The sequence below is a fragment of the Streptomyces mayteni genome, from assembly GCF_054783955.1.
Genome location: NZ_BAAGPR010000010.1, coordinates 16,702 through 41,638 on the forward strand (window position 1 = coordinate 16,702; position 24,937 = coordinate 41,638).

The window sequence follows — 24,937 nt, forward strand, 5'->3', positions numbered from 1 at the left end:
AACATGCTCATGGCCTCGCACGATGTCAATCGCGCCGAGCATGCGAACGGGCCCGGGAGACGGCTCCCGGGCCCGTGACCGACACACGACGACGCTAGGCGGGGCAGGTCTCGCGCCACACGTCCAGGTCGTAGGTCTTCAGCAGCGAGCTGAGGCCCAACGCGGTGGTGGTGGGGCAGAACTCCTCGGTCGGCACGTTGTACTCGACGTGGAAGACCGCCTTGCCGGCCTCGATGAACGGGGTGAGCGCCTCGCACTCCTCCCACTCGAAGCACTCCTCGTTGACCGCGAAGTCGAAGTCGTCGACCAGCTCGGGGATCTGCTCCAGATCGTTCTTCAGCCCGACCGAAAGGCCACGCTCGTGCGCCAGGTCGGCGATCATCCGGTTGAACGCCAACTGGTCGTCGGCGGAGATGTCGAAGCCCGTCTCGTTCGCGAAGTTGTCGACGTTGTCCGGCTCGACCGCGTCGTAGCCCCGCTCCGCGCACATGTCGAAGCGCGCGGCCATCAGCGGCTCCAGCACGTCGAGGGCGCGGATGTCGAGCCAGCGCTCGCCCGGCCAGCCGTTGGACTCGCCCAGCAGCTCCTCCGGGAACTCGCCGGCGTCGGGACGCCAGTCCTCCCAGGCGCCGACGCTGATGTAGCAGATCACCCACCGGCCCTCGTCGTACAGCTCCGACACCACGTCGGCGTCGTTCTCGAAGCCGTCGATGTCGTAGACCGGCACGTCGATCGAGGTGTCCACGGTGCCCAGCAGCTGCCACTGCCAGTCGATGCCGGGCTCCGGGGTCCAGAACTCGCTGCTGGCGGCGGCCTCGTCGACGTCCGACGTGGAACGCTCGGCCGCCGCGTCCGAGTCCGACCCCGAGCAGGCGAACAACAGCGGCAGAACGGCCAGGGGCACGGCCATCCGGCTCAGTCGAACCATCGGGCGGTCTCCAACTCCTCGGTCCTGGACGGGTCCTCGAGCAGCGCCGCCAGCTCGAAGCGGCGCGGCCACTGCCCGGTGGCCCAGGCGAGGCCGGCGGCCAGGCCCTCGACGGTGGCCGCGTGCAGCGTGCCGTCCGCCGTCAGCCGCCAGTCCAACTCGACGCCGTCGACGACCAGTTCATCGTGCTCACGGTAGGTGGCCGGGGTGTCGGGGCCGAGCAGCGCGTGCGCCTCACCCGGGGTGTCGCGGAGGGTGCCGCCCTCCGGGGCCGGCGCCGGGACGGCGGCGCTCAGCGGCCGCACGTCGAGCACCGCGGCCAGCGCCGCCGCCCGCTCGGGCGGGACGGGCAGCAGGGCGCGGCCCGCGGCCAGCGGCAGCAGATCGGGCGCGTCCGCCACCAGGGCCTCGGCCGCCGGGACCACGGCGATGCCGCCGTCCACCACCGCGCACAGCTCGTCGGGCAGCGTGACGTCGGCCGGGTCGAGGTCGGCGAGCAGCGCGTAGAGGCCGTGGAGCTGCGCCGGGACCACGATCGACTCAGGGTCGGCGAGCCGGCCGAGCAGGTCGGCCGCGCCGCCGGGTTCGGCGAGCAGCGCGCGCGCCGTGGTGCGCACGCCGAGCGCGTGCAGCACGTCCTCGTCGGCGTCGGCCGTGTCGGCGTCCTCGTAGAGGCCGGCCAGCAGCGGGTCGCCGTCGGCCGAGCGCAGGCCCACCGGCCGGCGGCCGTCGAGGACGGGGGCGCCGCGCAGCCACCAGGCGGTGTAGGAACGGGCCCGCGCCACCGAGCCGTCCGGCATCCGCACCCGGAGCTGGGTGGTGAGCGCCTCCCGGTAGGGCGGGCGGGAGAGCAGCGCCAGGGCGCGCGGCCACTGGTCGTCCGCCACCAGGTCGAGGTCGCGGACGGCGACCACTTCGCCGGCCACCGGCGGCAGCCCGGACTCGGGCAGCGCGTCCAGCGCGTCCTCGCACCAGACGTCGACGGCGTCCAGCAGGTCGAGGTTGTCGGGCTCCGGGTAGCCGGCGTCCCGCTCCTCCGCCAGCTCGTCGGGATCGAGCACCACGTCGGCGGCCCGTATCAGCGCGAAGTCGGCCTGCACGCCGACCGCCGTCAGCGGCCGCTCGCCCCAGCGCTCGGCCAACTCGGCGTCGACGGCGGCCAGCTCGCCTGGCTCGATGATCTCGGCGAACGGGCTGCCGGGGAAGACCAGGTCGGCGGCCGGGCTGAGCTCGCCGTCCTCGTCGGGCAGGGCGAGCGCGCCGAGCCACGGCTCGTCGCCAGGGGCCAGGCCGGCGTCCCGCACCAGGGCGAGCACCGTCTCGGCGAGCTCGCCGGGTGGCACCGCCTCCTCGTCCCACACGTCCTCGTCGGACGAGGCGGCCACGGCCGCCCGCACCTGCGGGGTGGCCAGCACGGCGCGCGGCGTGGCCGGGCTCGCGCCCAGCTTCTCCAGCAGCGGATGGGCCGCCTCCGGGTGGACGACCCGCAGCCCGAGCCGGCCCAACTCGGCCGCGTCGGTGCCGGGCACCGGCAGCAGCGCCCGGCGCGGGCCGATCAGCACCCCGCCGTCGGCCAGCGGCACCGGCAGGCCGGTCAGCAGGTCGGGGTCGACGCCGGACAGCGACTCGTAGAGCCGCCACCACCAGCCGGGCGACCGCTCCACGCCGGCGAGCCGGTCGACGACCTCGCCGAGCGAGACCCGGGACACCTCCAACACCCGCAGCTCGGCACGGCGTTCCAGGCCGGCGGGCAGCAGCTGCGGGAACAGCTCGGCGAGCACCGCGACCGTCTCCGCGCCGGCCCGCTCCACCAGCTCCGCGTCCCTCGGGCGCAGCACGACGGCCGGCTCGGCGCCCTCCTCCTCGGGCGACGCGGGCGACGCGGGCGACGCGGGCTCCGCCGGCTCGGCGGGCTCGACCGCCTCCACGGCGGCCCGCGGCAGGAAGGACGTGCCGGGTAGCCGGTCGAGCAGCGCCTCCCGCAGCCGGCCGTCCAGCTCGCCGCGCCCCAGCGGCCCGGGAACCAGGTCGAGGATGTCGCTGGTGACGGGCCGCCAGTCGGCGAGCAACGCGGCATAGGCCGCGGCGGCCCGGTCGAGCAGGAAGTCGGTGAGCGGGCCTGGCGCGACATGCCGCCGGGTCGGCTCCAGCGGGAAGCTGGCGATCAGCAGCGCGGGCAGGCCAAGCGCGTCGTCCGTGGGTGTCGGCGCGTGCACCACGGCCGGGCTGGACGGCGCGGCCGGGGAGCCCTCCGCGTCCACCGGGACCGCCCAGGTGACGGACCAGTGCCGGCGCTCGCGCTCCTCGAGCGGCCGGTCGGCGAACAGCTCGGGCTTGGCCTCGCCGCCGTCCTGCGACACCCGCCACCGGGTGGAGCGCACGGCGAGCCCGGCGGGGCCCGGCTCCTCGGTGATCTGCGTGTAGGGGCCGAACTGGCGCCTGGTCAGCGTGCGGACGCCGCTCGGCGTCTCGACCGCGACGTCGGTGAGCCCCGGCAGGGTGAGCAGCAGCGTGTCGTCGACCGCGTCGAGCAGCCGCGTGGCCAGGTCCTCGGCGGCGGCGTCGCGCAGCGGCAGGGTGACGGCCGTGTCGAAGCCCTCGGGCACGACGGCGCCCGGCGCGCCGGGCGGCAGCGCGAACGGCAGCCGCAGCAGCGGGACGGCGTGCCGCTGGCCGGCCCTGCGGTCCAACTCGGCGAGCAGCCCCTGGCTCTCGGCCCCGGCGCCGCGCGCCAGCTCGGTGGCCTCCGCGAGCGACCAGCGGACGGCGCCCGCCGCGCCGGCGATGGCCGGCGCGTCACTCACCGTCAACACCGCGGCGAAGCCGACGCCGAAGCGGCCGACACTGCCGGGCGCCGCGCCGGGGCCGCCGCCCTCCTGGTCGCGCTTGGCCGAGGCGCGCAGCGTGGACAGCGACTCCACGCCCGTGGCGTCGAGCGAGGCCCCGGTGTTGGCGACGACCAACACGCCGTCGCGCAGCGTCAGGCGCAGCCGGCCAGGACGGCCGGCGCGGGCGGCGGCGTCCGCGGCGTTCTGCGCGAGCTCGATGACGAGGCGGTCGCGGTAGCCGCCGCGGGCCAGGTCCTCCTCGGCGTTGGCGTCCTCCCGGAAGCGGGCCGGCGACGCCGTCCAGGCGGTCAGAACGCCGTGCCGCAGACGCGCGGTGTCGAAGGGGTCGGCGTGGTGGTCGGTGGTCACGGTGCGACAGTACCGGGTCCCACCGACACCGGATTCCCGGGCGCGACAGGGCCTCCACAGGGTCGAGCGCGGCCCGTCACCCCATCGACACGAGCCGGAACCGTTCCGGCGTCCGGCCGGGGGAACACCGGTAGACGCAACGCGCCCCCGACGGATGAACCACCGGCCGACCGTGGACGAACTACGGACGCCCTACAGCGGGTACGGACGCCCTACAGCGGGTCGGCGCCCAGGTGGTCGATCACCGGCGGCGCCGGCCGCTGCGGCTTCGGCACCTCGGCCGCCTCCGAGTGCGCGCCGCAGCCGAAGGACAGCGACACGACCTGGCCGTCGGCCGGCGCGTACTCGTTGGCGCACACCCCGAACGCCTGCCGCAGCTGACCGGCCATCGGCAGCAGGAACCCGCAGCTCCCGCAGTTCGCCGGCGCCGCCTGGGCCATCGGCGTCTCCGGGCCGAACCGCTCCTCCCACCGGTCGGCCGCGTCCTGCAGGCCCACCCAGGACAGTACCCGGGGCCGGCCGAGCCCCAGCTCGTTGGCGACGTCCGTGACCACGCCACGCCCGGCCGCCGGCTCCTCCTCGTCGGCCTCCTCGCCCGGCGCCTCGGCCAACACCCCCGACTCGAGGCGCGCGTCGTCCGCCTCGGCGGGCAGCAGGTCGCCAGGACCCAGGTCGCCCGGGCGCAGCCGCTCGCTCCACGGCACCCAGTCGGGGGCGAGCAGCGCGTCCGGCCCCGGGGTCAGCGCCACCTCGTCGACCGTGACGTAGCGGGCGCGGGCCGCGCGGGCCACCGTGACGCTCCACCGCCAGCTCGGATAGCCGGGGTCCCGGCTGCCGAAGTAGTGGGTGACGATGCGGTCACCCTCGGCGACGGCCCCCAGGTAATCGCCGATCGGCTGGGGACGCGCGGCCTCCGCCGCGGCGTCGCGGGCGAGCTCGACCGCCTCGACACAGAGCCGATCGGGTGTGCCGCTTCGCGTCGGGCCTGCCATCCCAGCACTCACAAGAACTCTCCTACGCCGTTGTCCGGTGCGGGCGCCTGAGGGCGAACGGAGCCGACGGAGCGGACGCTGGGACCGCTGCGACGTCGCGCTGAACGAGGCAAGGCGCACCGCCGGCCCACGCTACCGCACGGGCCGGCCGGCCGGCGCCCCGCCCATACCAGGCCGGGGCCCTCGACAGGGGTGACCGACCGACGACGAGTCGGCGACCGGAGTGAGGCTGCCACACGAACCCGGCTAAACGCCGACGAGAAGCGGGAGCAGGAAGGGGCACACGGCTTAGGCTGGGTAATCATGGTCGCCGGAAGCTCGTCTGGTACGTCTGGTACGAGAAGCGGGGCCGGTTCGGGGCGCGTCTCCCGGGCGGTCCAGTCGGCGGGCCATGCCCTGCGAGCCGTGCCGATCGCCATCGGCCGCCGCATCCGCCGCATGACGCACGCGCACGGCGCCGGCGAGTCCGGGCTCGGCAAGCTGATCGAACTGCACGCCGTGCACTCGGCCGGCGACATGCTGATCACCATGGCGCTCGCCTCCACCATCTTCTTCTCGGTCCCCACCGGGGAGGCGCGCGGCCGGGTCGCGCTCTACCTGATCGTCACCATGGCCCCCTTCGTGCTGCTGGCCCCCGTCATCGGCCCGCTCCTGGACCGGGTGCCGCACGGCCGCCGCGCCGCGATGGCCGCCGCGCTGCTCGCCCGCGGCATGCTGGCCCTGGTGATGGCGAGCGTGGTGGCCTCCGGCGGCCTCGAGCTCTACCCGGCGGCGCTCGGCGTCCTCGTCTGCTCCAAGGCGTACAACATCGTGCGGGCCGCGGTGGTGCCACGACTACTTCCCACCAGCATCTCGCTGGTGAAGGCCAACGCCCGGATCACCCTGACCGGGCTCATCTCGGCCGGCGTGATGGCCCCGTTCGGGCTGGCGCTGCACGCCGTCAGCGACCGGCTGCCGCTCTACGTCGCCTGCCTGTTCACCATCGTCGGCGCCTTCCTCAGCTTCCGGCTGCCGCACAAGGTCGACCTGGCGCGCGGCGAACGCGACGTCCACCTGGCCGAGCTGGCCGAGACGCGGGCGGCGATGGCCAGGGAGAAGGACGAGCGGCGCGGCGCCAGCCCGCTGCGGGCGGCCGCCGAGTCACCGGTGTTCAAGGCGCTGCTGGCCAACGGCTCGCTGCGGGCGCTCTCCGGCTTCCTGCTGTTCTTCCTGGCCTTCCTGCTGCGCCACGAGTCGCTGCCCGGGCTCACCCCCGCGTTCTCGCTCGGCCTGGTGGGCGTGGCGGCCGGCGGCGGCAACGCGCTCGGCAACCTGCTCGGCAACTGGCTGCGGGACCGCACCCCTGAGCTGAACCTGCTGGTGATACTGCTGCTGGCGCTCGTCGCCACCGCCGCGGCCGCCGTCGCGTACACCGCGTTCACCGTCGTCGCCGTCTGCGCGGCGGCCGGCATCTGCCAGGCGATGGGGAAGCTGTCGCTCGACGCGATAATCCAGCGGGACATCAGCGAGGTGGTCAGAACCTCGACGTTCGCCCGCTCCGAGACGGCGGTGCAGATGTCGTGGGTGCTGGGCGGCGCCATCGGCATCTCGCTGCCGCTCAACGGCGCGCTCGGCATGTGGGTGGCGGCCCTCTTCGTGTCGGTCGGGGTCCTGGCCACCGGCCGCAGCCTGGCCGCCGCGGCACGGCGCGGCACCTCACACCCCCGCGTCAGGTGACGGCGGGCGCGCGGGTAACCTGCCCGCATGACTGCGATCTCCACGAACCGGGGCCGCCGGGCCTTCCGCTCCACGCTCGCGCTCGGCGCTGTTTCGCTGGGACTGGTCGCCCTCTCCGCGTGCCAGAAGCCGACTCCCAACGCGCACTTCACGATCAACACGGACACCACCTCGCGGGAGACCCCGCAGGACTGCTACGGCCACGGCGAGGCGCTGGGGGCCGAACAGGCGCGGTCCTGCACGGAGAGCAACGACGACGTGCCGTCCTTCACCACCCGCGCCGGCGACACCTTCCGGGTCGGCGTCGACCCGGACGTGGCGCACAACGGCTGGCTGCTCTTCGTCAACGGACTGCTCTACGACACGGAGCCGTTCACCACGACCTACCAGACCTTCGTGAGCGACGACCTCTACCGGGCCGCCGAGCAGCAGGCCGCCAACGGCGGCGCGCCGGCGGAGGACGAGACCCTGCGGCTGAACGTGGTCGAGGTGTCGGACGACTACGACGCGGACGAGATCTTCAACTCCCAGACGCAGGAGGAGTACGAGCAGAAGATGTTCAGCTCGGTCGAGGGCGTCTGGAACGTCGAGCTGGAACCGCACCGCGAGTCTTGAGCGAACCAGCCTGAGCGAACCAGCTTGGGCGACGGGAGGCCCCACCCATGCGGCTGCTGATCGCCACCGCCGTCGACTCGGAGCGGCGGGCCGTGACCTCGGCCGCCGGCGTCGACCCCGCCGTGGTCCGCCTGGCGAGCGGCGTCGAACTGCACCGCGTCCCGCTGCCGGCGAGGCCGACCGGCCTCGGAACGGCGGTCCGTCCGGCCGCCGGCGGCCCCGGACACGATGCGGCCCCATCGAACGCGGAGCAGCCGGTCGCCGACATGACCGATCGGGCTGGCGGGGAGCCAGGAGCGGCGACACCACTCACCGCGGATGTCGTCGTGACGGGAGTCGGTGGCCCGGCCGCCGCGGCCGTGGTGGCGAGCGTGCTGGCGGCCGGCGACGGCCGCTACGACCTGGTGGTCTCGGCCGGCATCGGCGGCGGCTTCGCCGAACGGGTGCCGGTCGGCGGCCTGGTCGTGGCGTCGACCGTGCTCGCCGCCGACCTGGGGGCGCAGACCAGGGCCGGCTTCGCCGACATGGCCGAGCTGGGCTTCGGCGTCGTGGCCCACCAGCCGCCAGAGGAGCTGGCGACCGCCGTGGCCGCCGCGACCGGCGCCGTCCACGCGCCCGTGCTCTCCGTCTCCACCGTGACCGGCAGCGAGGAGCGCCGCGCCGAGCTGGCCGCCCGCCACCGAGGCGTCGCGGGCGAGGCGATGGAGGGGTTCGGCGTGGCCTGCGCCGCCGCCCTGCACGGGGTGCCGATGCTGGAGATCCGCGCCGTCTCCAACGCCGTGGGCCCGCGCGACCGCGAGGCCTGGCGCATCCCCGAGGCGCTGGCCGCGCTCACCGCGGCGTTCACCGCCGTCGGGCCGGCCGTCCACGACTGGCACACCCGGTCCTCGCGGACCGGCTCACCCTCGTAGGGAGACACCATGACCGGGCACGCACCGCGACCGCTGGGCATCGCCTACTCGCCCTGCCCCAACGACACCTTCGTCTTCCACGCCTGGGCCCACGGCCTGGTGCCCGGCGCCCCCGCCATCGACGTGGACTTCGCCGACATCGACCTCACCAACGGCCGCGCCGAGCGCGGCGAGGGCGACATCCTCAAGGTCTCGTACGCCGTGCTGCCCTGGGTGCTCGACGAGTACGCGCTGCTGCCCTGCGGCGGGGCGCTCGGCCGCGGCTGCGGCCCGCTGGTGCTCACCCGCGAGCCGGGCGCGGGGGGCACGGTGACCTCGGCGACCACGGCGACCTCGGCGGCCGACCTCGCCGGCCGGACGGTGGCGGTGCCGAGCGAACGCTCCACCGCCTACCTGCTGTTCCGGCTCTGGGCCGCCGCCCACGTGCCGGGCGGCGTCGGCGAGATCCGGGTGCTGCCGTTCCACGAGATCATGCCCGCCGTGCGGGACGGCTCGGTCGACGCCGGCCTCGTCATCCACGAGGCCCGGTTCACCTACCGGCGGTTCGGCCTCCACCAGCTCGCCGACCTCGGCGAGTTCTGGGAGGCGAGCACCGGACACCCGATCCCCCTCGGCGCCATCATCGCCAAGCGCTCGCTCGGGCCCGAGCGGCTCGCCGCGATCACCGACGCCATCCGCGCCTCCGTCCGGCGGGCCTGGGACGACCCCGCCGCCAGCCACGACTACGTGCTCGCGCACGCCCAGGAGATGGACCCGGCCGTGGCGCGGGCCCATATCGACCTGTACGTCAACGAGTTCACCGCCGACCTGGGCGAGGCCGGCTACGCGGCGATCAACGAGCTGCTGACCAGGGCGGCGGACGAGGGCCTGGTGCCGCGAGTTCCCCTCGGGCCCGCGCTTCAGACGTCCAACTGATCGGCCACGGCGCGCAGCATGCCGGCGACCTTGCTGCCGCTCTGCCGATCCGGGTAGCGGCCACGCTCCAACTGCTGGGTGACGCTCTCCAGCAGGGTCGTCAGATCCTGCACGATCGAGGCCAGTTCGTCGGGCTTGCGACGCTGCGCGGCGGCCACGGACGGCGGGTTGTCGAGCACGGTGACGGAGAGCGCCTGGTCGCCGCGCTGGCCGGCGACCACGCCGAACTCGACGCGCTGACCCGGCTTCAGCTCGACCCCTCCTGGCAACGCTGAGGAGTGCACGAAGACATCGCCGCCGTCGTCACGGGAAAGGAAGCCGAAGCCCTTCTCGCTGTTGAACCACTTGACCTTGCCGGTAGGCACGTGTCCTCGTCCTCGCACTCGTCATAACAAGACGGCGGGTCACAAGACCCGCACTCACTCCAGGCTAACCGCCCCCTGCCCGGTGACAAGATGCCGCCGGGCCGTTTCGGAGGATCACTGCCCCCGCCGTGCGGCGGGTAACCCTGCGTCTGCCACTCTGTAGGAATGAGTGAGGTGAGTGAGCGGACCCCTGGGACCCCTGGGACCTCAGGGACCCCAGGGGACGCGTGGGTACGAGTCGGTGGCGTCATCTTCGCGGTGGGCGCGGTGGCCACGTTGGTCACCGTCATCCCGCTGCTGATCGGCGCCGAGCCGCTGCCGACCGTGGCCTATGTGGTGTCGATGCTGATGGGCGTGGGCTTCCTGGTCGCCGGCGTCGGGCTGCTGCGCACGATCGCGGCGCAGCGGGCGGCGGCGAAGGCGGGCGGCTGACGCCGGCGTCCGGCCCTCGGCCCTGGACCGAAGGCCCCGGAGGCGCCGACGAGCCCGGCAGCGGCAAAGGACAGTCACGCCGCTGGCCATGGGCTCCAGCTTGGCTGAGCGGGGGACGCTGCGCTCATCTCGCCCCGCCGGTTCCGAGGCGAGGACGCGATCGCATCCGCGACCGGCCAAGTCTGCGATCAGCGCACCTGCTACAACTCGATTCCCGAGAGCTTGGAGAGGTCCAACAGTTTCGAATTGCTTCGCCTGTGCAGGGAGGCGACCACCCGAAAGACCTCCCGCCCCATCGGGTGGATTCGCGCCATTTGTGGGGCCACTCGCCATGCGATAGTCAAATTCTCAAGTGCGCCGTCCCTATTGCCCATATCGAGCTGAGCCCGAGCGATATTGATGCGCGTAGGGGAAATGCGCGTCGGGGGCAGAGCGGACAGGACCTCGTCGAAATTCTCACCGCCGGCGACACGGAGCGCATCACCTGGCCGACCAAGGTCAAGGAGCGTGGCGAGTTCATGCGTTGCGGTGTTCCCAGGGCCGAAGATCATGCTGTGCATTTTGAGGTCCTCGCTAAAACCCTCTGAAGCCGTCCACGCGGATCGAATATGCCGCTCGGCCTCGCGTTTCCCTTCTCGCTTATCCCGGAGTCGTCCCGCGAGGGTCATACCGCGTAGATTCAACACACCAAGGGCGAAGGCACGCTGGGCTCCTGTGAGATGGGATTCTGCGGAGACGATCGCACGGTCCACGATATTCAACCCACCCTCGAAGTCGCCACCGTTGAGGTAGGCCCCGGCCCTATCTCGTGCCGCGATTGCCTCACCGAGAGGATTGGGCTTCTGCTCAACGGCCCAGCGCTGCCGCGTTACGGCCAACTCCGCCATATCCATCCAGCGGTGCCGGGCAGCAAGCCAATAGATGGTGCCGTAGACGTCGGCCAAGTCCGTCCAGCCCTCGACCACGTTTACTGAGAATGCGCGCGTCGTGGCACTTCTGAGCAGTCCGGGCAATAGCCCTAGCAGGCTGACAACATCAACCTTGTCCCGGCAAACATCGGCCTTGGCGAGCTCAGCGGCGAACATCCGCCCTTCGGGTTCGACGTCTCGCGGTAGATCATAATCACGCATAGCTGATCGCAGCTCAGATAGGCGAGCTTCATCGCTCCGCGTGACCGGGACTTGGCCGAGCACTTCGGCCATGGTGATGCCCATGGCGTGGGCGAGCGCTGCCGCCACGGCCGGTGTGAGGGTGCGATCTCCCACTTCGATCTTGCTGAGGAGCGACACGGAGATGGCCGCCTTCCGGGCCAGTACCGCCTGGGAGAGCCCGCGCATGTTCCGCAACGCCGCGACGTTCGCGCCTGGTGCCAGGTTGGTGGTGCCCACGAGATCCGTCTTCCCACGTCGGTGACCTGACCCCCCATGGTCGCACTCCCGGCGAGCCGACGCTGGGCCGTTGTGCAAAACCTGTGCAAGTCGCCCTCCGTGGATCCTTGTTGACTGGCTGTAGGCGCGGCAGAACCGGCCCGGTCGCGTGGTGACCGCCATTCCGTCCGCCTCGAACTCCCAGCAACCGCGCTGCCCTCCAATCCACCTCGATCGAGGGAGACACGAACATGACCGATCTCGGAATCCCCGGCGTGCCAGCGAGCAGGACGCGATCCATCAGCCCTGACGTGGCTTTCGCCAAGGACGGCCACCACTTCACGGCTGGCACGGACGTGGATGTCTCGGCGGTGGCGAACAGCGCCGCCGCGCCGCTCTCGGTGATCCTCCAGGTCACCAAGCGGTGCAACTTCGATTGCTCGTTCTGCTCGGAAACCCTCCAACTCCCGGACCCGACCCTCAGCCAGCTCGACACGATTCGGCAGAACCTCGCGGGGGTCTCCCGCGTGTTTCTGTCCGGCGGTGAGCCGCTGATGCGCAAGGACTTCGGCGAGATCGTGGACATGTACCACGAGGATCACATCCTCGCCGTCCCGACCAACGCGACTCACGGGCTCCAGCACGCGAAGCACATCGCGGGCAAGATCGCTTTCGCCAACATCGGCCTGGAGGGGCCGCGAGCGACCACGAACCGCGTGCGCGGGGACTACGACCAAGTCATGACAGGGGTCCGCGCCCTCATGGACGCCGGTATCCCGCTGTCGCTCTCCGCCGTGGTCTACCGCTCGACCCTCGCGGCGCTGCCGTTCACCTGCCAGATCGCCGATGTCCTTGACGCGGGCAAGGTCAAACTGATCATGCCGCTGCGCAAGGGCAACGCCCTCGACCTGGATGAGAACGAGTTCATCAGCGACACCGAGGCCGCCGAGACTTTCGCGCGGTTGTCGGAACTGCGCACCATTCACGGGTGGAGCCCGGCTCTGCGTATGACCACGTGGACGCCGGAGAACGAGGGTCACATGATCGTGATCGAGCCCACGGGGGTGGCGCGAGCCTGGCCGGTCTACGACGCGCCGGACCTGTGGGAGCCGCTGGGCAACGTGTTGGAGGAGCCGATCAGCGCGATCTGGCAGCGGTACCGGTTCAAGGAGAACCACTACGCGAAGTACCTGGGGCGCTCGATCCGTACGGCCGCGCACGCCGGGGCGGGTGCATGAGATGCGAGTGATCACGAACCTGAGCTGGCCACAGACCCCGTACGGGGCGGACAAGCGGCCGTTCGCGCGGCACGTCCAGTTGCTGACAGGGCTGGCCATGCAGTGGGTGGACGATGGCACCGCCGGTGTTCCGGCGAGCGTGGCAGTGGTCTTCCTGCCGGTCAGGCGGACGCAGGCTGTTCAGCTGACTCCGCAGACGCTGCACTTCGGTTACCGGCTAGCCGTGGCCGAACGGAACGACGATGCGCCGGAGCTGCTTCGTCTCATCGACGGCATCCTTGTGCAGGGGCGTCGCCATGCGGCCGGGATCGCCTGGCACTCCTTCGCCGACGACCTTCACGTGACGCAGGCCCTCGCTATTGAGCGGCTGCCTGGGTTCACCGCGCTCGGCGAGGCGTGGCGGGACCGGTCGCAGCGTGAGCGCGGCACGGCTCCGCTGGTGGACACCGCCACCGACCTGGGCATGTACGCCCTCACCACGCAGGCCGCGAAGGCCCAGGGCCTCGAACTCGGCCCGAACCTCGCCACGTTCCAGGACACGTCCGTGGTCCAGACCAGTCACGAACAACTCACCGCGGAGGAGGGGGACGGCGAGCTGCTGGTTCAGGAGCTGGCGGCCGGAATCCTCGGCCAGGCGTTGACTGTGGCCCTGCTCGGCGGCCGGACGATGAACCGGATCACCTGGCAAGCGCCGTTCGACGTGGCCGCGGCGGTCGGGCTGGAGGCGTGGCACGTCCTGCCGCTGCTGTACGACGCTGAATCGCCTACGGCGTCAGCCCCGAGCCAGTAGCCTCCCCCGGATGGTGGGCCTGGCCGTCAGGGACCAGGCCCACCCCAACCCCGGAGACCCGCGTGATCATCACCAGCAACCTCACCAACCCGAACCACCCGCCTCGCAAGACCAACGGCACTATCCGGATCGCATCCATCGATGTGGAGTGGACGAAGAACTACCGCATCACGAACGGCAACCGGCCGTTCTGCTACTCCATTGTCTGGCTGGACCTCCCCGACTCCGCGACACCCGCCGACCTCGGCGACCTGCCGTTCGCGTACACCAGCGTCTACGTCGAGGATGCCAGCGAGACCGCCGCCCTCGTCCGTTCCGCCGCCGCCACCCTGCGCACGGCGAGCGGCAGCGCCGACGTGATCACTGGTCATCAGCTCTGCTCTGACCTTGCTGTACTCGAAGCCAACGCAGACCGCCCTCACGAGCCCATCGGGAAGGCCCGTAGTGCGTGGAAGCGGCGCCGCACCTCGGCGGAGAGCGACCCGCGCTACCTCGATACCCGGTTCGACGCCGGGCACCTGCTCGCCGGCGCTTCCCGGCGCCTGGTGGACGTGTGCGCAGAGCTTGGCCTGGATGTCACCCAGCCGGAATTGCGCGGCACGTCCATGACCGCCCTGCACCGCCGATGGATCGAGCAGGACGACACCCAGGCCCGCGAGAAGATCAGCGTCCTCAACGTCCGCCATTCCCTGTCCACCGCCTACGTCGCCGCCCACGCGGCCGAACTCGGCCACTGGGACCCCCAGGGCCTCAACGTGAACCGCGCCCTCGCACGCGGCACCGCGGGCGCCTGGTCCTGGCTCACCTCACCGACCTTCACCGACCTCTTGGGAGAGATGTGCCTATCCGCGACTGCACCGTGATCGCCATCGAAGGCACCCAGGCCGCAGGCAAGACCACCCTCGTCCACGCCTTGACCGCCCACTACCGCGAGCAGTCCATCAACGTCACCTGCACCGGCGAGCCCGCCCGGACCAGCCCTTTCATGGAAGCGATCGTTCTGCACGGCAAGGGCACCTTCGACCTCGCCGCCGAACTCGACCTCTTCGCCCTCCAGCTCACCACCCCACTTCGCGCCGCGTGCAATCACCGGCTGCTGATCACCGACAAGACCCCGGCCAACGTCCTCGCCCTGGCCCGCCTCGTCCTCGACCCCGCCGAGCCCGGCAGTGCCGACATCCTCGCCGCCATGGACACGATGTGCCGGGCGTGGATGCCCACCGCCTATGACCTCGTCGTCTACTGTCGCGACCGCTACGACCAGAAGGCAGGCGGCGACCGCTTCCGCGAAAAGGTCCTCACCCTCCAGGACGAGGCCGATCAGGCCGTCTACCAGGCGTGTAAAGACAGCCGCGTCCCGCTCGTGGAACTCCCCACCGGCTTGGGCACGTCTGAGCGTGTCCGCTGGATAGCCGAGCAGGTGAGCAACAGGGGACTCTCCGTGACCTGATGTACCGACAGCCGCTAGGGTCCCTACCGCATCGCCACGCGCCGGAGGGGGCACCCCCGGACGAAGTCTGGAGGAGGACCCTATGGCATCGCACACCGTCATCGACGTCATGATCATCCTGGAGCGTGACGGTCATCTACTCCTCGCCGAACGCTCCGGCACCGGCTACGCCGACGGCCTGCTCAACCTCCCCAGCGGCAAGGTTGACCCCGGCGAGAACGTCATCGACGCCGCCGTGCGCGAGGCCCGCGAGGAGGTCGGCGTCATCATCGCCCCCGCCGCCCTCCGCCCCGCCCACGCCATGCACTACCGCAACCCGGAAGGACAGCCTCGTGTCGGCTGGTTCTTCGCCACGGCGCAGTGGGAGGGCGAGCCCGTCAACGCCGAGCCCCACAAGTGCGCTGGCATCTCCTGGCACCGCCCCGACGAACTTCCGTCCAACACCGTGCCGTACAACGCGCTAGGCATCGTCCACTACCTCAAGGGCGAACAGTTCTCCGTTCACGGTTGGTGAGGTAGGCCCTGGTCGCCGGCGTCGGCCTGCTGCGCTCGATCGCGGCGCAGCGGGCGAGCGCCGCCTCGGGCGGTCCGCCCGCGTGCGCCCGCCGCCCCCGGCCGCGCCGCAGGGCATGCTGTCCCGATGGAAACAGGTGAGCGACTGCACCGAACCCGCTCCTACTACTGGGGCTGCATCTACGCCAACGACGCGGAGGAAGGCGATTTCGAACCGGCGAGCCTGGACGGCCCCGGCCCGATATGGCCCTCGCACTGTTGGGTGACCATCGGTGTCAGGCACGAGCGGTTGGTCGAGGCAGGCGAAGCGGACGTCGACCTCGTGGTGGAAGTCCGGCAGGAAGCCACGGCGAAGTCCGGCTACGAGGCGACGATCGACCTGCCGTCCGGTGTGCTCTCCATCGGCGACGCCGACGGCGACGACACCATCCAACTCACGCCGGGCACATGGCTCATGCAGGTCGATCTCAACTCGCCGGACGACGCGACCGAGGTGCGGATCGCCATGTCTCCGACACACGCATCGTCGTCCGACGGGTCCGCGTCGAATTGATCAGGCGTGTGGACACCCCGAACCCCACGCATCACTGGCGTGAAAACGACTCAACGGGCGACGTCATCAACCGCTGACGGCGAGGTGTTCGTCCAGCCAGGCCGGGAAGCCGGTCAGGTCGGGGAGCACGATATGCGCGCCCTCGCGGTGCAACTCCTCGGCGCTGCACGGCCCGGTGGCCACCGCCACGGACAACGCGCCGGCCGTGGCCGCGCCACGGACGTCCCCCACGTGGTCGCCGACGTACACCCCGGCGGCGTGCTCGCGCAGCGCGGCGCCCTTGGCCTCCGCCCAGAGCGAGCCGATGACCACGTCGGGGCCGAGACCGAGATGGTTCACGTGCCGCTCGGCGTTGGGCTGGTGCTTGGCGGTCACGACGATCGCCCGCCCGCCGCGCGCGTGCACGGCGGCGATCGCCTCCCGCGCCCCCGGCATCGCGGGCGTCGTGGTGATGGCGTGCTCGACGTACATGCTCCGGTAGCGGTCCGCGACCTCGGCTATCCGCTCGGCCGGAAACCAGTTGGCCAACTCGACCTCCAACGGCGGCCCGAGCCGGGTCACGGCCAGATCGGCGTCGATCGGGGTCCCAGTCTCCGCGGCGAGGGCGAGATAGACGCCGCGGATGCCGGGGCGGGAGTCGATGAGCGTCATGTCCAGGTCGAAGCCGACGGTGAGGGGGGTGGTTGACATACGAAGCATTCTGCCCGAACCGGGTGGGGGGATTTCCCCCACCCACCCGCCCCTCCTCCGCTGCGCGGGGCGTTCCCCCACCCACCCGCCCTTCCCCCCGCTCCGCGGGCGCCCCGCGCGCTACGCGCGGCCCGGCGCTCCACGCCACCGCTCCGCGCGGGGGTGGTGGCGTTGGCGGTGGCGCGAGGTCGGCGCTGCGCGTCGCCGGTCAGCTCGGGCCTGGGCGGGCCGGAGCCTGGCGGCTCCGCTCCGGCGCGAAGCGCCGGGTAGAGCCCGAGGGGCCCGCCCGGCCGCCAGGCCGCCAGGCCGGGGGAGCCTGGGGCACAGGCACGGCACGGAGCCGCCAGGCTCCGCCGCCCCCTCCGCGCGAAGCGCGCCAAGGGGCGGGTGGGTGGGCACAACCCCACCAGCGGCCGCGCGGGGCACGGCGGGCGGGGGGGGGGGGGGGGGGGGGGGGGGGGGGGGAAAGCCGCGCAGCGAACAGAGCCGGGGCGGCGCGCAGTGGCGCGAAGCGCACCAAGGGGCGGGCCAGCGGGGAAACCCCGCGCAGCGGGGGCGGCGAGCCGCCGCCGCACGCGGCACGCGCACAGCGCCGCCCCAATCCGCGCGCAGCGCGCCAAGGGGCGGGTGGGTGGGGGAGAACCCCCGTCGTCAGGTGTCTGCCTTCGGCGGGGGGACGTGGCGGCGAGCCCGCAGCAGCAGGAGGGCCGCGCTGGCGAGGGCCGCGCCGCGGAGGAGCCAGGGCCAGTGGTCGGAGAGCAGCGCCTCGGCCTCGCCCTCGGCGAGGAGTTCGCCCCAGTAGCCGCCGGCGCGGCCGAGGAGCCAGACGGCGTAGCCGCTGGCGACGACGGCCGGCATGCCGAAGGTCGCCCACTGGGCTTCGCGGCGGCTGAGGCGGGGTGACCAGTAGCAGGTGAGCCAGCCGAGGGCGAGCACCACGACGGAGCCGGCGACCGTGCCGCCGACCAGCAGGATGACGCCGAGCAGTTCGACGGGGCCGCCGACCCGGCGGCCGCCGAGCGCGGCGCGGGCCAGCCGGCGGCCGGGGGACGGGCGCGCCGGCGCGGGCGCCGGCGCCGTCGCCACCGGCGGTTCGTCCGCCGCCGCGTCGGACGGTTTGGTGAGGGTGGCCGGCTCGTCGTCGCCGGCCAGGCCGGGCCGCAGCATCTCGGGGATCTCGATGCCGCCGTGGAAGCCGCCGATGTCGCCGTCCGGCCAGAACGCCTTCGGCATCGCCTCGAAGGCCGGCCCCGGCTCGGCGGCCGGCAGCCGCGGCAGCGGCAGCGGCACCGCCGCAGCGGGCGCCTCCGGAGCGGGCACCGCGGCCGGCACCGGGGCCGGCGGCGGCGCGCCGCCCCCGCCGCCTCCTCCGGAGGAGGCCGACGCGACGACGTCCTCCGGGGTGCCCATCCGGCCGAGGATCCGCCTGACCGACGACCGGCTCTCGCCGCCGCCCGTCGCGGCGGACCGCTGGCGGCCGATCTCGTCCCGCAGCCGCCCCACCAGCGCCGCGCGCTCGGCGGCGGACATGCTGGTGCCGTGTGCCAGGTCGCCGACCCGGCTCAGATAGTCGAAAACCAGCTGTTCACTCTCGATGCCCACGCCAACTGCCCCTGCGTCCAGACCGACCCGGAACCCTCCCTGATGCTACTCGTGAGCGACCGAACCTGAGATAACGCCGTTGTTCATCGGGGGTTCACCGAACGCCGTACAACCCGCTACCCACGGCTCGTTACATGGTGAACGTCCCCGTCTCACTTCAACGCCACACGCCCCGGGAGCGCGACCGCACCGCGTTCTTCACCGCCGACCGCGACAGCGAGGGAGAGCGCCATGGGCGCATGGTTGAGTTCGACCAGACCGCGACGTTCGACGTCGTCCTCCTCCCAGCCGAGCGAGCCGAGAAACTTCTTCCCCGTCCCGGCCGTGCCCGATCTCCCGGAGGAGCTGCCCGCGCCGATCCCGCTGGGCTCCAACCCCGTGGTGCTGCTTGCCGATTCGGACGAGCGGATCCGGCAGGGGCTGACGGCGCAGCTCGCCAAGTACCAGGTGTCGGTGGTGCACTGCGCGGACGGCGCGGCCGCGCTGTTGGAGGCGGGGCTGCGGAAGCCCGACGTGCTGCTGGTGTCGGCGGAGCTGCCCGTGATCGACGGGGCGACGGTGTTGCGGCTGGTGCGGAAGCGGCTGTCGATCCCGGTGGTGCTCGGTGTGGGCCCGGACGACACGGCGCAGGTGGGCCCGGCCCTCGCGGCCGGCGCGAGCGCGTGCGTGGCGCGGCCCTACCGGCCGCGCGAGGTGGCGCAGCTGTTGAGCCTGGCGGACCGGGGTCCGCGCGGCTGGGACCAGCCGCTGGTGTGCGGCCCGCTGACGCTGGACCCGAGCACCTACGAGGTTCGGATGCACGGCATCTCGACGGCCCGGCTACCGTTGCGCGAGTTCCAGCTGCTGCACCTGTTGATGCTGCACGCCGAGAAGGTGATCACCAGGGACCGGATCCGCGCCGAGCTGTGGGGCGAGGGGGCCCGGCGGTCGAACACCATCACTGTTCACATTCGGCGCCTGCGGGAGCGCCTGGGTGACGACCCTCACCACCCGGAGATCATCCAGACGGTGCGTGGCGTCGGCTACCGGCTGGTGCCGCCGGAGAGCTGATGGGACAAGGGTCGAGCCCGACGGCGCACCGTCGGGCCCGCCGGCGTTCCCCGGCGGTCCTGTCCGGCTCGCTCCTTAACGATTCCAACACTTTTTGTGAAACGGTCGGTTCCTCCGAACCTATCTTTCTGTTCACCTTCTGGCCCTCGCCGCTTCGTCGTCCCCTCCTACGTTCAGCACGACATATTCAAGTCATCTGCACCCAGCCGGCCGGCTGGACATGAACAAGGAGCAAGGTCATGCGCAACATGCGCGCCAAGACCGCCGCGATAGCCGTGGTTTCCGCCCTGGCCCTGGTCACGGCCTGCAGCAGCGAGAACGAGGACGACACCAGCAACGGCACGGGTGGCGGCGACAGCACCACCGAGGGTTCCGACCTCTCCGGCAACCTCGCCGGTGCCGGCGCCAGCTCGCAGGACGCCGCGCAGCAGGCCTGGATGGCCGGTTTCCAGTCCGCCAACCCGGATGTCACGGTGACCTACGACCCGGCCGGTTCCGGTGCCGGGCGTGAGCAGTTCATCGCCGGTGGCGTCTCCTTCGCGGGGAGCGACGCCTACCTGGAGGACGAGGAGCTGACCGCCGCCACCGAGCAGTGCGGCGGCGACGTCGTCGAGGTTCCGGTGTACGTGTCGCCGATCGCCGTGATCTTCAACCTGCCGGGTGTGGACTCCCTGAACCTGTCCCCCAGCACGATCGCCCAGATCTTCAACCAGCAGATCACCACCTGGAACGACGAGGCGATCGCGGCCGACAACCCCGACGTCGAGCTGCCCGACACCGCGATCACCCCGGTGAACCGCTCCGACGAGTCGGGCACCACCGAGAACTTCGTGGACTACCTGTCGCAGACCGCCGGCGACGACTGGCCGCACGAGGTCAGCGGTGACTGGCCGGTCAGCGGTGGCGAGGCCGCCCAGGGCACCTCCGGTGTCGTGCAGGCCGTCACCGGCGGTGAGGGCACCATCGGTTACGCGGACGCCAGCCAGGCCGGGGAGCTCGGCACGGTGAACGTCGGCGTGGGCGAGGAGTTCGTGCGGTACTCCCCCGAGGCCGCGGCCGCCGTGCTCGGCGTCTCGGAGCGCGCCGAGGGCCGTGGCGAGCACGACTTCGCCTTCGACCTGGCCCGTGACACCACCGAGGCCGGCACCTACCCGATCGTTCTGCTCTCCTACGGCCTGGCCTGCGCGTCCTACGACGACGCCGCCCAGGGTGAGCTGGCCCGCGCCTACCTGTCCTACATCGTGAGCGAGGAGGGCCAGGCCGCCGCCGCCGAGGCCGCCGGTTCCGCTCCGATCTCGGACGAGCTGCGCCAGCAGATCCAGCCGGCCGTGGACGCCATCGGCGCCGCCGGCTGAGTCCGTTCGACCCCGCGGTCCGGGCGGTCACCCAGCGGGGTGACGGCCCGGACCCCTGGGCTTCTCGGCCCGGTGTCCTTGAGCCGGCCGGAACGCCGTGCGAGCGGCGCGCAGAGTAGCGAACAGAACCGCGAGAAGCAGCGAGAAAGGGACGAGGAGTGCCCCCCACCTCAGAGAAGACGCGCACCCGCGGGGCGCCACAGCGGCCAGGGGACCGCATCTTCGCCGGTGCCTCGACCGGCGCCGGTGTGACGATCCTGGTCATCCTGGCCGGCGTCGCGGCCTTCCTGGTCACCGAGGCCTGGCCGGCGATCACGGCGCCGGCGGAGGACATACCCGGCGGCGACTCGTTCGTCGTCTACGTCTGGCCACTGCTCTTCGGGACCTTGCTTTCGGCGTTCTTCGCCCTGCTGATCGCGACCCCGCTGGCGGTGGCCATCGCGCTTTTCATCACCCACTACGCGCCGCGGCGGCTCGCCACGGCGCTCGGCTACGTGATCGACCTGCTCGCCGCGGTGCCCAGCATCATCTTCGGCCTCTGGGGCCTCGCCGAGCTGGCGCCGCGGACCGTCGAGCCGACCCGCTGGCTGGAGGAGAACCTGGGCTTCATCCCGTTCTTCGAGGGCCCGGCCTCGACCACCGGCCGCACCATACTGACGATCTCGCTGGTGCTCGCGGTGATGATCCTGCCGATCATCACCGCCGTCGTGCGTGAGGCGTTCCTGCAGACGCCGCGACTGCACGAGGAGGCGTCGCTGGCGCTCGGCGCCACCCGCTGGGAGATGATCCGGATGGCGGTGCTGCCGTTCGGCCGCTCGGCCATCGTCGGTGGCGCGATGCTCGGCCTGGGCCGCGCGCTGGGCGAGACGATGGCGGTGGCCATCCTGCTCTCGCCGTCCGGCGGCGTCAGCTTCAACCTGATCAGCAGCGCGAACCCGTCGACGATCGCGGCGAACATCGCGCTGACGTTCCCCGAGTCCTCCGGCATCACGATCAACGTCCTGATCGCCTCGGGTCTCGTCCTCTTCGCCATCACCCTGCTGGTCAACATGGGTGCCCGCGCGGTGATCAACCGGCGTCGCGAATTCTCGGGAGCCAACTGATGTCCACGACCCCCACCACCTCCGAGAGCCGCGCGGCCGACGCAGCAGTCCCCTCGCTCCAGCCCGCGTCGCTGACGCACGGCTCGCTGCCCCGGCGGGCCGCCCCCGCCGCCCTGGTCGCGGCGGCCGTGGTCGGCGCCGCGCTGTGGCTGCTCGGCGCCCTCGGCCCGGTGGCCGCGGCGCTGCTGGCCGCCGTCCTCTACACGGCCGGTGTCTACCTGTGGTCGCGCGTGGTCGAGGGCGGCAGGAAGGCCTTCGACCGGTTCGTGACCGCCATGGTCTTCTCGGCGTTCCTGCTGGCGCTGCTGCCGCTGGTGTCCGTCCTCTTCACGGTGGTCGACCGTGGCCTGGAGCGGATGGACGGCGAGTTCTTCAGCTTCTCGATGCGGAACGTCGTCGGCGAGGGTGGCGGCGCCCACCACGCGCTGTTCGGCACGCTGATCATCACGGCCCTGGCCACGCTGATCTCGGTGCCGGTCGGCATGCTGACGGCGATCTACCTGGTGGAGTACGGGCGCGGCCGGCTGGCGCGCTACATCACCTTCTTCGTGGACGTGATGACGGGCATCCCGTCGATCGTCGCCGGTCTGTTCGCGGTCGCGCTGTTCCAGATGTTCATGGGCCCCGGCACCCGGATGGGCATCATGGGCGCGATCGCGCTGAGCGTGCTGATGATCCCGATCGTGGTGCGTGCCACCGAGGAGATGCTGAAGCTGGTGCCCAACGAGCTGCGTGAGGCGTCGTACGCGCTCGCGGTGCCGAAGTGGCGCACGATCATGAAGGTGGTGCTGCCCACGGCCGCCGCCGGCATCGGCTCCGGTGTGACGCTGGCGATCGCCCGGGTGATCGGCGAGACGGCGCCGCTGCTGGTCACCGTCGGCATCACCGCGAGCGACAACTTCAACCCGTTCGACGGCCGGATGGCGACCCTGTCGGTGTTCTCGTACACCCAGTACGCCTCCCCCGGGGTGCCGCCCGTCCACAGCCTGGACCGCGCCTGGGCGGCCGCCCTCACGCTGATCCTCATCGTGATGGTGCTGAACCTCCTGGCGCGGCTGATCGCCCGCTTCTTCGCCCCCAAGACCCGCTGACGACACGGAGAGAAGAGAAAGACAGTGGCCAAGCGCATCGAGGTCAAGGGTCTCGACATCTACTACGGCAACTTCCTGGCCGTGCAGGGCGTCTCGATGACGATCCAGCCCCAGTCGGTGACCGCCCTGATCGGTCCCTCCGGCTGCGGCAAGTCGACGTTCCTGCGCACCCTCAACCGCATGCACGAGCTGGTGCCAGGCGCGCGCGTCGAGGGCAAGGTCGTGATGGACGACCAGGACCTGTACGGGGCCGACGTCGACCCGGTGAACGTCCGGCGGCAGATCGGCATGGTGTTCCAGCGGCCCAACCCGTTCCCGACCATGTCGATCTACGACAACGTCGTGGCGGGCGTGAAGCTGAACAGCAAGCGCATGAAGAAGGCCGACATGGACGCGCTGGTGGAGCGTTCGCTGCGGGCGGCCAACCTGTGGGACGAGGTCAAGGACCGGCTCTCGAAGCCCGGTTCCGGCCTCTCCGGCGGTCAGCAGCAGCGGCTCTGCATAGCCAGGGCCGTGGCCGTGCGGCCCGAGGTGCTGCTGATGGACGAGCCCTGCTCGGCGCTCGACCCCATCTCCACGATGGCCATCGAGGACCTGATGATGCAGCTCAAGTCCGAGTACACCATCGTGATCGTGACGCACAACATGCAGCAGGCGGCGCGGGTCAGCGACACCACCGGGTTCTTCAACCTCAAGGCGGTCGGCGAGCCGGGCGGCCTGGTCGAGGTGGACTCGACGGAGAAGATCTTCTCCAACCCGTCGGTCCAGGCCACGGAGGACTACATCTCCGGCCGGTTCGGCTGACCGGGCTCTTCGGATCGCGAGGGGGTGCCATGCGCGGGAGACCTTTCGCATTCGCCGGGGCCAGGGCCGTCGCGCTCACGGCGACGGCCGCCCTGGTCCTCGCCGGCTGCGTGGCCGGCGGGGACGACCGGCCCACCGTGACCAGGGGCTCGCTCTCGGGCGAGCTCACGGGCGCGGGGGCGACGTTCCCCGATCCGCTGTTCCAGGAGTGGATCTCCTCCTACACCGGCGGCGTCGAGACCGGCGTCGACATCGACTACCAGGCGGTCGGCTCGGGCGGCGGGATCGAGCAGTTCCTGGCCGACGCGGTCGACTTCGGCTCGTCCGAGCGGTACCTCCAGCAGGGCGAGCTGAGCGTGGCGCGCGAGGTGCGCGGCTGCGAGGCGGTGCAGTTCCCGGTGCTGTTCGGCGCCGTGGTGCTGGCGCTGCACGACGACGCGCTCGACGGTCTGGTGCTCGACCCCGACGTGCTGGCCGGCATCTACGACCGGCGGATCACCCGATATGACGACCCGGCGATCGCGGCCCTGAACCCGGACCTGGAGCTGCCGGACACCGAGATCCTGCCCGTGCACCGCTCCGACGGCTCGGGCACCACCTACGTGTTCACCCGCTTCCTGACCACCGAGGTGCCGTTCTGGGCCCAGGGGTACGCCGAGGGCACGGACATCGACTGGCACGACGACACGCTGGGCGGCGAGGGCAACGAGGGCGTGACCAGGGCCGTCCAGGAGAACGCGGGCGGCATCGGCTACGTCAACCAGTCCTACGCGATCGCCAACGACCTGGCGACGGCGCGGGTGGTGAACGAGGACGGGACGCCGGTGGAGCCGACGCTGGAGGCCACCACGGCGGCCTCCGAGGAGGCCACGATCCCTGACGACTTCCAGTTCAACATCGACGACATCGGCGGCGAGGGCTACCCGATCACGGGCGCCAACTGGATCTTCGCCTACGAGTGCGGCTACGAGGACGAGACCGCGGCGCTCGTGCGGGACTTCTGGACCTGGGCGCTCACCGACGTGGAGGCCGACCGGCTGGCGGCCGAGCTGGGGTACGCGCCGATGGGCCGGGAGCTCAAGCGCCGGGTCATCGAGGAGATCGGGCGGATCAACAGCCGGGACTAAGCAGGTCAGGCAAGGTTCGTTTCGGCTCGACGGCGCCCCCAAAGGGGGCGCGGGGAAGTGTCATCTGCCGCTCCGCGGCGTGGGCGCGATCAGCCCCAACGGCGCCGCAGAGGGAAACGGCCCCGTCGCGGCC

The 24,937-nt window shown here is 71.9% G+C and carries 24 protein-coding genes; 17 read left to right on the top strand and 7 right to left on the bottom strand.

Annotation, left to right across the window (positions count from 1 at the left end; genetic code table 11):
- Positions 1-94 precede the first annotated feature (94 nt).
- From ACYVPE_RS07100 to ACYVPE_RS07110, 3 genes are all read right to left on the bottom strand, one after another.
- Positions 95-928: an endo alpha-1,4 polygalactosaminidase gene (locus tag ACYVPE_RS07100; protein ID WP_461032556.1), complete on the bottom strand. Its 834-nt coding sequence runs from the start codon at positions 926-928 to the stop codon at positions 95-97.
- Positions 916-4,125: a sacsin N-terminal ATP-binding-like domain-containing protein gene (locus tag ACYVPE_RS07105; RefSeq protein WP_461032557.1), complete on the bottom strand. Its 3,210-nt coding sequence runs from the start codon at positions 4,123-4,125 to the stop codon at positions 916-918. The genes ACYVPE_RS07100 and ACYVPE_RS07105 overlap by 13 nt, the downstream gene beginning before the upstream one ends.
- 212 nt (positions 4,126-4,337) lie before the next feature.
- Positions 4,338-5,117, bottom strand: a complete 780-nt coding sequence (locus tag ACYVPE_RS07110) for a DUF3027 domain-containing protein (RefSeq protein WP_461032558.1) — start codon at positions 5,115-5,117, stop codon at positions 4,338-4,340.
- 303 nt (positions 5,118-5,420) lie between these two features.
- Here ACYVPE_RS07110 and ACYVPE_RS07115 point away from each other — a divergent pair, with 303 nt between their 5' ends.
- From ACYVPE_RS07115 to ACYVPE_RS07130, 4 genes are read left to right on the top strand one after another with little or no spacing between them, the layout of a single operon-like run.
- A complete protein-coding gene (locus tag ACYVPE_RS07115) occupies positions 5,421-6,833 on the top strand; it encodes an MFS transporter (protein ID WP_461032559.1) in 1,413 nt (470 codons plus the stop codon).
- Between the two features lie 27 nt (positions 6,834-6,860).
- Entirely contained in the window at positions 6,861-7,448 is a 588-nt protein-coding gene (locus ACYVPE_RS07120) for a hypothetical protein (RefSeq protein ID WP_461032560.1), read from the top strand.
- A gap of 47 nt (positions 7,449-7,495) precedes the next feature.
- Positions 7,496-8,359 (top strand): futalosine hydrolase, encoded by an 864-nt coding sequence (locus ACYVPE_RS07125; RefSeq protein WP_461032561.1) that lies wholly within the window; start codon positions 7,496-7,498, stop codon positions 8,357-8,359.
- Positions 8,360-8,368: 9 nt separating this feature from the next.
- Complete coding sequence (locus tag ACYVPE_RS07130; RefSeq protein WP_461032562.1) at positions 8,369-9,274, top strand: 1,4-dihydroxy-6-naphthoate synthase; 906 nt, start codon at positions 8,369-8,371, stop codon at positions 9,272-9,274.
- Here ACYVPE_RS07130 and ACYVPE_RS07135 read toward each other — a convergent pair.
- Positions 9,259-9,639, bottom strand: a complete 381-nt coding sequence (locus ACYVPE_RS07135; RefSeq protein ID WP_132818027.1) for a cold-shock protein — start codon at positions 9,637-9,639, stop codon at positions 9,259-9,261. The genes ACYVPE_RS07130 and ACYVPE_RS07135 overlap by 16 nt on opposite strands.
- Before the next feature lie 165 nt (positions 9,640-9,804).
- On the opposite strand from ACYVPE_RS07135, the gene ACYVPE_RS07140 reads away from it, so the two are divergent.
- Complete coding sequence (locus tag ACYVPE_RS07140; protein ID WP_461032563.1) at positions 9,805-10,071, top strand: hypothetical protein; 267 nt, start codon at positions 9,805-9,807, stop codon at positions 10,069-10,071.
- Positions 10,072-10,271: 200 nt separating this feature from the next.
- On the opposite strand, the gene ACYVPE_RS07145 is transcribed toward ACYVPE_RS07140, so the two are convergent.
- Positions 10,272-11,459, bottom strand: a complete 1,188-nt coding sequence (locus ACYVPE_RS07145) for a helix-turn-helix domain-containing protein (RefSeq protein WP_461032564.1) — start codon at positions 11,457-11,459, stop codon at positions 10,272-10,274.
- Between the two features lie 230 nt (positions 11,460-11,689).
- Between ACYVPE_RS07145 and ACYVPE_RS07150 the strand changes: the two genes are divergently transcribed.
- The 6 genes from ACYVPE_RS07150 (at position 11,690) to ACYVPE_RS07175 (ending at position 15,982) form a co-directional block, all read left to right on the top strand.
- Positions 11,690-12,676, top strand: a complete 987-nt coding sequence (locus ACYVPE_RS07150) for a radical SAM protein (RefSeq protein WP_461032565.1) — start codon at positions 11,690-11,692, stop codon at positions 12,674-12,676.
- Between the two features lie 7 nt (positions 12,677-12,683).
- Complete coding sequence (locus ACYVPE_RS07155) at positions 12,684-13,466, top strand: hypothetical protein (protein WP_461032566.1); 783 nt, start codon at positions 12,684-12,686, stop codon at positions 13,464-13,466.
- Between the two features lie 62 nt (positions 13,467-13,528).
- On the top strand, positions 13,529-14,329 hold the full coding sequence (locus tag ACYVPE_RS07160; RefSeq protein WP_461032567.1) for a hypothetical protein: 801 nt from the start codon (positions 13,529-13,531) through the stop codon (positions 14,327-14,329).
- Entirely contained in the window at positions 14,326-14,916 is a 591-nt protein-coding gene (locus ACYVPE_RS07165) for an AAA family ATPase (RefSeq protein WP_461032568.1), read from the top strand. Before ACYVPE_RS07160 ends, ACYVPE_RS07165 begins: the two co-directional genes overlap by 4 nt.
- An 82-nt stretch (positions 14,917-14,998) precedes the next feature.
- Complete coding sequence (locus ACYVPE_RS07170) at positions 14,999-15,430, top strand: NUDIX hydrolase (protein ID WP_461032569.1); 432 nt, start codon at positions 14,999-15,001, stop codon at positions 15,428-15,430.
- A 126-nt stretch (positions 15,431-15,556) separates the two neighbouring features.
- A complete protein-coding gene (locus tag ACYVPE_RS07175; RefSeq protein WP_461032570.1) occupies positions 15,557-15,982 on the top strand; it encodes a hypothetical protein in 426 nt (141 codons plus the stop codon).
- A gap of 66 nt (positions 15,983-16,048) precedes the next feature.
- On the opposite strand, the gene ACYVPE_RS07180 is transcribed toward ACYVPE_RS07175, so the two are convergent.
- Complete coding sequence (locus ACYVPE_RS07180) at positions 16,049-16,672, bottom strand: HAD family hydrolase (protein ID WP_461032571.1); 624 nt, start codon at positions 16,670-16,672, stop codon at positions 16,049-16,051.
- Positions 16,673-17,323: 651 nt separating this feature from the next.
- Positions 17,324-18,274, bottom strand: a complete 951-nt coding sequence (locus ACYVPE_RS07185; protein ID WP_461032572.1) for a hypothetical protein — start codon at positions 18,272-18,274, stop codon at positions 17,324-17,326.
- A gap of 324 nt (positions 18,275-18,598) precedes the next feature.
- Here ACYVPE_RS07185 and ACYVPE_RS07190 point away from each other — a divergent pair, with 324 nt between their 5' ends.
- From ACYVPE_RS07190 to pstS (ACYVPE_RS07215), 6 genes are all read left to right on the top strand, one after another.
- Positions 18,599-19,324: a response regulator transcription factor gene (locus ACYVPE_RS07190; RefSeq protein ID WP_461032573.1), complete on the top strand. Its 726-nt coding sequence runs from the start codon at positions 18,599-18,601 to the stop codon at positions 19,322-19,324.
- A 239-nt stretch (positions 19,325-19,563) separates the two neighbouring features.
- Positions 19,564-20,679 (top strand): phosphate ABC transporter substrate-binding protein PstS, encoded by a 1,116-nt coding sequence (gene pstS / locus ACYVPE_RS07195; RefSeq protein ID WP_461032574.1) that lies wholly within the window; start codon positions 19,564-19,566, stop codon positions 20,677-20,679.
- A gap of 158 nt (positions 20,680-20,837) precedes the next feature.
- Positions 20,838-21,782, top strand: a complete 945-nt coding sequence (pstC, locus tag ACYVPE_RS07200) for a phosphate ABC transporter permease subunit PstC (RefSeq protein ID WP_461032575.1) — start codon at positions 20,838-20,840, stop codon at positions 21,780-21,782.
- The gene (gene pstA / locus ACYVPE_RS07205) at positions 21,782-22,873 is read left to right on the top strand and encodes a phosphate ABC transporter permease PstA (protein WP_461032576.1); all 1,092 of its coding nucleotides are present in this window, start codon (positions 21,782-21,784) and stop codon (positions 22,871-22,873) included. Before pstC ends, pstA begins: the two co-directional genes overlap by 1 nt.
- Before the next feature lie 24 nt (positions 22,874-22,897).
- On the top strand, positions 22,898-23,677 hold the full coding sequence (gene pstB / locus ACYVPE_RS07210; RefSeq protein WP_461032577.1) for a phosphate ABC transporter ATP-binding protein PstB: 780 nt from the start codon (positions 22,898-22,900) through the stop codon (positions 23,675-23,677).
- Positions 23,678-23,706: 29 nt separating this feature from the next.
- On the top strand, positions 23,707-24,804 hold the full coding sequence (gene pstS / locus ACYVPE_RS07215) for a phosphate ABC transporter substrate-binding protein PstS (protein WP_461032578.1): 1,098 nt from the start codon (positions 23,707-23,709) through the stop codon (positions 24,802-24,804).
- Positions 24,805-24,937 lie beyond the last annotated feature (133 nt).

Coding starts and splice junctions, on each gene's coding strand:
- ACYVPE_RS07100 (WP_461032556.1), bottom strand. CDS start 928: ATGGTTCGACTGAGCCGGATGGCCGTGCCCCTGGCCGTTCTGCCGCTG.
- ACYVPE_RS07110 (WP_461032558.1), bottom strand. CDS start 5,117: ATGGCAGGCCCGACGCGAAGCGGCACACCCGATCGGCTCTGTGTCGAG.
- ACYVPE_RS07115 (WP_461032559.1), top strand. CDS start 5,421: ATGGTCGCCGGAAGCTCGTCTGGTACGTCTGGTACGAGAAGCGGGGCC.
- ACYVPE_RS07120 (WP_461032560.1), top strand. CDS start 6,861: ATGACTGCGATCTCCACGAACCGGGGCCGCCGGGCCTTCCGCTCCACG.
- ACYVPE_RS07125 (WP_461032561.1), top strand. CDS start 7,496: ATGCGGCTGCTGATCGCCACCGCCGTCGACTCGGAGCGGCGGGCCGTG.
- ACYVPE_RS07130 (WP_461032562.1), top strand. CDS start 8,369: ATGACCGGGCACGCACCGCGACCGCTGGGCATCGCCTACTCGCCCTGC.
- ACYVPE_RS07140 (WP_461032563.1), top strand. CDS start 9,805: ATGAGTGAGGTGAGTGAGCGGACCCCTGGGACCCCTGGGACCTCAGGG.
- ACYVPE_RS07150 (WP_461032565.1), top strand. CDS start 11,690: ATGACCGATCTCGGAATCCCCGGCGTGCCAGCGAGCAGGACGCGATCC.
- ACYVPE_RS07170 (WP_461032569.1), top strand. CDS start 14,999: ATGGCATCGCACACCGTCATCGACGTCATGATCATCCTGGAGCGTGAC.
- ACYVPE_RS07175 (WP_461032570.1), top strand. CDS start 15,557: ATGGAAACAGGTGAGCGACTGCACCGAACCCGCTCCTACTACTGGGGC.
- ACYVPE_RS07180 (WP_461032571.1), bottom strand. CDS start 16,672: ATGTCAACCACCCCCCTCACCGTCGGCTTCGACCTGGACATGACGCTC.
- pstS (WP_461032574.1), top strand. CDS start 19,564: ATGCGCAACATGCGCGCCAAGACCGCCGCGATAGCCGTGGTTTCCGCC.
- pstA (WP_461032576.1), top strand. CDS start 21,782: ATGTCCACGACCCCCACCACCTCCGAGAGCCGCGCGGCCGACGCAGCA.
- pstS (WP_461032578.1), top strand. CDS start 23,707: ATGCGCGGGAGACCTTTCGCATTCGCCGGGGCCAGGGCCGTCGCGCTC.